Source organism: Cryobacterium sp. (assembly GCF_026786305.1).
Lineage (GTDB): Bacteria > Actinomycetota > Actinomycetes > Actinomycetales > Microbacteriaceae > Cryobacterium.
Window position 1 is genome coordinate 1 of record NZ_JAJAYI010000001.1, and the last position, 4,883, is coordinate 4,883.

Annotated in this window: 5 protein-coding genes; 3 read left to right on the forward strand and 2 right to left on the reverse strand. The window is 64.2% G+C overall.

All coding sequences use genetic code 11. The annotated features are described in order from the left end of the window. Positions 1–127 precede the first annotated feature (127 nt). A complete protein-coding gene (locus tag LH475_RS00005) occupies positions 128–1,342 on the reverse strand; it encodes an NADP-dependent isocitrate dehydrogenase (RefSeq protein ID WP_196843539.1) in 1,215 nt (404 codons plus the stop codon). A 159-nt stretch (positions 1,343–1,501) separates the two neighbouring features. Here LH475_RS00005 and LH475_RS00010 point away from each other — a divergent pair, with 159 nt between their 5' ends. Continuing rightward, a complete protein-coding gene (locus tag LH475_RS00010; protein WP_196843364.1) occupies positions 1,502–1,954 on the forward strand; it encodes a GNAT family N-acetyltransferase in 453 nt (150 codons plus the stop codon). Positions 1,955–1,957: 3 nt separating this feature from the next. Next, positions 1,958–2,284, forward strand: coding sequence for an MGMT family protein (locus LH475_RS00015; RefSeq protein WP_196843365.1), 327 nt, complete (start codon positions 1,958–1,960; stop codon positions 2,282–2,284). Positions 2,285–2,320: 36 nt separating this feature from the next. On the opposite strand, the gene LH475_RS00020 is transcribed toward LH475_RS00015, so the two are convergent. Beyond that, entirely contained in the window at positions 2,321–3,352 is a 1,032-nt protein-coding gene (locus LH475_RS00020; protein WP_297412567.1) for a LacI family DNA-binding transcriptional regulator, read from the reverse strand. A gap of 206 nt (positions 3,353–3,558) precedes the next feature. Between LH475_RS00020 and LH475_RS00025 the strand changes: the two genes are divergently transcribed. Beyond that, the gene (locus tag LH475_RS00025; protein ID WP_196843367.1) at positions 3,559–4,791 is read left to right on the forward strand and encodes an extracellular solute-binding protein; all 1,233 of its coding nucleotides are present in this window, start codon (positions 3,559–3,561) and stop codon (positions 4,789–4,791) included. Positions 4,792–4,883 lie beyond the last annotated feature (92 nt).

The window sequence follows — 4,883 nt, forward strand, 5'->3', positions numbered from 1 at the left end:
GGCGGGCCCCCCCCCCCCCCCGGGCGCCCCCCCCCCACCCCCCCCCCCCCCCCCCCCCCGTGCGGGGGGGGGTACGCGGGCTACTTGGGTAAATCAGCTGCGTGGGTGAAGCAGACGCTGTTGCCGGCTACGCCAGACGGGTCTGCAGGTTCTCGGCGAGCGAGGCGAGGAACTCCTCGGTGGTCTGGTAGCCCTGGTCCGGGCCGACCAGGAGCGCAAGGTCCTTGGTCATCTTGCCGCTTTCGACGGTCTTGATAACCACGTCTTCGAGGGTCAACGCGAACTCGGCCAGGGCCGGGTTGTTGTCGAGCTTCGCGCGGTGCGACAGACCCCGGGTCCAGGCGTAGATCGATGCGATCGGGTTGGTCGAGGTGGGCTTGCCCAGCTGGTGCTGGCGGTAGTGGCGGGTCACGGTGCCGTGGGCGGCCTCCGCCTCGACGATCTTGCCATCGGGGGTGGAGAGCACGCTGGTCATGAGGCCGAGCGAGCCGAAGCCCTGGGCGACGGTGTCGGACTGAACGTCGCCGTCGTAGTTCTTGCAGGCCCAGAGATAGCCACCTTCCCATTTCATGGCCGAAGCGACCATGTCGTCGATCAGACGGTGCTCGTAGGTGAGCCCGGCCGCTTCGTAGGCGGTCTTGAACTCGGCGTCAAAGATGTCCTGGAAGATGTCCTTGAAGCGACCGTCATAGGCCTTGAGGATGGTGTTCTTGGTCGACAGGAAGACCGGCACGTTGCGCTCGAGGCCGTAGGCCAGGGTGGCACGAGCGAAGTCGGTGATCGACGAGTCGAGGTTGTACATGCCCATGGCGACGCCGTCGCCGGGAGCCTCGAACACCTCGAACGTCGACGGCTCGCTGCCGTCCTGCGGGGTGAAGGTCATGCTGAGCGTGCCCTTGCCCTTGAACCGAAAGTTGGTGGCCTTGTACTGGTCGCCGTAGGCGTGACGGCTGATGATGATCGGCTTGTTCCAACCCGGCACGAGGCGCGGAATGTTGGAGATGACGATCGGTTCGCGAAAAATGGTGCCGCCGAGTATGTTTCGGATGGTGCCGTTCGGCGAGAGCCACATCTTCTTGAGGCCGAACTCTTCCACCCTCGCTTCGTCGGGCGTGATCGTCGCGCATTTCACGCCGACGCCGTGCTTCTGAATGGCGCGGGCGGCGTCGATCGTGATCTGGTCGTTGGTTTCGTCGCGCTTTTGAATCGAGAGGTCGTAGTACTCGAGGTCAACGTCGAGGTACGGGTGAATGAGCGTTTCCTTGATGGCGTGCCAGATGATACGGGTCATCTCGTCGCCATCGAGCTCGACAACTGTTCCCTCAACCTTGATCTTCGACAAAAAATTCTCCTCGTTACTCTTTGTGGCCGTCACGACCATCGACAAGCCTACTAGAGGCCCGCAACTATCTTGACATCGAGATAAATGTTGCAGGTGAATTGCCGGGGTCGAACGGTCACTCGACTACCGACCGCCCCGGGCGCACGTTAGCCTGATCACATGGGTGATCTGAAGCTGGAAGAATTATCTGCTCGAAACATCGTCGCGGCCAACACTTTGAGCCTGAAACCGGGCCAGGAACAATTCATTGCGCCGGTCTCGTATTCGGTTGCAGCCTCGGTGATCAACCCGGCAACCTCGTGGCAGCGCGTGGTACTTCTCGATGGTGTCGTCGCGGGATTCATCCACGGTAACTTCGATCCCAACTCTGAGCACGAAGAGTTTCGCGCATGCATCTGGCGCATCAACGTGGACGCGGATGCCCAAGGGCAGGGCGTCGGCAAGTTCGCTGCTGAAGCGCTCGCCGCCGAAGCTCGCGAACGTGGTTTCGACCGGGTCAACGTCATTTGGGAACCCGGTACCGACGGGCCGGAAGCCTTCTTCCACCGCATGGGCTTCGTGGATGTCGGCGAAACCCAGTACGGCGAAGTCATCGGCGCCCTGCAGCTCTAGTCGGTGCGACTGGCGCCCGACAGCCCGTTCGTCGAACACGTCCTGGCGATCGTCGAATCGATCCCGCGCGGCCGGGTTATGACCTATGGCGACGTCGCCGCAGTGCTGGGTTCCCGGGCCGCTCGGGTGGTCGGCCAGGTCATGTCACACTACGGTGCTGACATGCCGTGGTGGCGCGTTGTCCGTTCGGGCGGGCATCCGCCGTTCCAGCACGAAGCCCGCGCCCTCACGCACTATCTCACCGAGGGCACACCCCTGCTCCGGCGATCGCCAGCGGATGCGCACTACCGCGTCGACTACGCCGCCGCCCGTTGGTCTCCCCCGGCTTAGCGGATATGTCGGTCGAGCGACCAAACGGTGGTCGAGCTAGGACGGCGGGCAGGCTGTGCTGTCCCGCACGATCAGCTCGAACGGCATGCTCGTGTTCAGGGCTCCCGTGCCGGCATCCGCCACGCCGGCCGAGCCGGCCTGCAGCTCATTCATGAGAATCTCTACCGCCTTCTCGCCCTGCGCTTCGGGAAACTGGGCGACCGTGCTGAGCCCAAAGAATCCGGCTTGCTCGTGGTCGTCGACGCCGATCACCGACACGTCCCGCGGAACAACCAGGCCGAGGTCGCGGGCAGCCAGAATGCAGCCGATCGCCATCTCGTCTGAGGCCGCGAAGATCGCCGTGGGTCGCTCATGGGGGCTGCCCAGCAGTTGCTTCGCGGCCTGATAACCGCCCCGCATCGTGAAGTCGGCGGGTTTATAGAGTTCTGGGGACACCTCAATGCCCGCCCCGGCCAAAGCGGCCTGGTAACCGAAGCGCCGGTTTGTCGGCAGGTTGAAGTCGAGGTCGAACGCCTTGTCACCGCCGATGTGCGCGATTCGGGTGTGACCGAGCGTGATCAGATGCTCGGTGGCCAGTCGGGCAACGGCGATGTCGTCGACGGTCAGCGTAGGCACTCCCAAGAGCGGCCCCCCCACACCGACGAGAGGCTTGCCGAGCGCGTGCAACCGAGTCACCTCGTTTTCGGTCAGCTCGAGTGAGACGGCGATGACGGCATCCACTCGCTGGCGCAGCAGAAAATGTTCGAAGACGCTGCGCCTGGCCTCGGTGCCACCGGTGAGGTTGTACAGGGTGAGGTCGTAGCCGTTGCGCTGCAGCGCGCTCTGCGCACCCTCCACGACGCTCGCGAAGAACCATCGGTTCAGAAACGGAACGACGACACCGATGTTTTTCATGCGGCCCGAGGCGAGGCTCGACGCGTTCGACGACGGTACGTAGCCGAGCTCTCGGGCCGCCGATTCGACCCTGATACGGGTGGCCGCCAGCACCGGCCCGTTGCCGCTGAGCGCTCGCGACACCGTCGCGGTGGAGACTCCGGCGTGCCGGGCGACGTCAGAGATGCCGACCATGAAGCTCCTTCGCGCGTGGCTCGTGCTGTTTTATTGAGCCTAGCGCGCCCTGCCCATGCTGCAAGCGTTTCCATAAACAGTGCGATTGGAGGATTCCTTAATGAATTTGTGACTATCTAAACCGCCAATAGCCGCGAAGTCATGGCAGGATCAATCTGTAATCGCTTGCATCGAGGCGAGCGTGAAATCTGAAAGGCACACCACCAATGACGGTGAACAAGAAAAGCCTGCTCCTGGCCGGCGCTCTAGCGGTCGTCGCTTCCCTCACTCTGGCCGGTTGCACCTCGGGGGCCGCAACCGACTCCGGTGGTGACACCGCCGCCAACACCCTGACGATCTGGCTCGACGCTGAGCGGGTCGACGCCCTCAAAGACTCGGTCGCGGCATACTCCGAGAAGACCGGCGTCAAGGTCAAACTCGTCTCGAAAGACAACGCAACCCTCAAGGATGACTTCATCCAGCAGGTACCGACCGGCAAGGGGCCGGACATCACAATGGGCGCGCACGACTGGCTCGGTGAACTCGTCACCAACGGTGTCGTGTCGCCGATCGAACTCGGCGACAAAGCCGGCGACTTTCTTGATGTCGCGATCTCGGCATCCACGTATGACGGCCAGGTCTATGAGCTGCCCTACGCGGTCGAAAACCTCGCACTGCTGCGAAACGCCGATCTCGTTCCCGAGGCCGCAAGCAACTTCGACGACATGATCGCCAAGGGCACCGCTGCCGGCGCGAAGTACCCCTTCCTGGTCGAACAGGGCGTAGACGGCAACCCGTTCCACCTCTACCCGTTCCAGACAGCCTTCGACGCCCCGGTCTTCGGCACCGATGCCGCCGGCGGCTACGACGCCACCAAGCTCGAGCTCGGCAATGCCGGCGGCGAGGCCTTTGCCACCTGGCTCGGTAGCCAGGGCAAGAACGGCACCGGCGTGTTCAACACCGAAATCACCGGTGACATTGCCAAGGCCGCCTTCACCTCCGGTGAAGCCGCCTTCTGGCTCACCGGACCCTGGAACGTCGGCGCCGCCGTTGACGCCGGCATCAACCTCGCCGTCGACCCGATCGCTTCTCCCGGCGCCAGCGCGGCCCAGCCGTTCGCCGGCGTCAAGGGATTCTTCGTCAGCGAGCAGAGCAAGAACAAGGTAGCCGCCAATGACTTCCTGGTGAACTACATGGCGACCGAAAAGGTACAGACCGCCCTGTTCGAGTCCGGCCAGATTCTGCCGGCGCTCAAGGCCTCCGCCAAGGCCGCCTCGGCCGACCCCGTCATCGCCGGATTCGCCACCGTCGGCGCCGACGCCGTGCCGATGCCGGCCATCCCGGCCATGGGCCAGGTCTGGGAGTTCTGGGGCATCGCCCAGGCCGCCGTCATCAACGGTGCCGACCCGACGACGACCTGGCAGAAGCTCACCGCTGACGTGCAGGGCGCCATCGGCTAACGGCTCCCGCACGTCTGCACGACGGGCCGGGGGGCGGGGGGGTTGGCACACGCCCCCGCCCGGGGGACGCCCCGAGGCCCCCCCACTCCGAC

What these genes read in the sequence shown, in the direction of transcription:
- LH475_RS00010 (WP_196843364.1), top strand. Translation starts at nt 1,502, where the DNA reads ATGGGTGATCTGAAGCTGGAAGAATTATCTGCTCGAAACATCGTCGCG.
- LH475_RS00025 (WP_196843367.1), top strand. Translation starts at nt 3,559, where the DNA reads ATGACGGTGAACAAGAAAAGCCTGCTCCTGGCCGGCGCTCTAGCGGTC.
- LH475_RS00020 (WP_297412567.1), bottom strand. Translation starts at nt 3,352, where the DNA reads ATGGTCGGCATCTCTGACGTCGCCCGGCACGCCGGAGTCTCCACCGCG.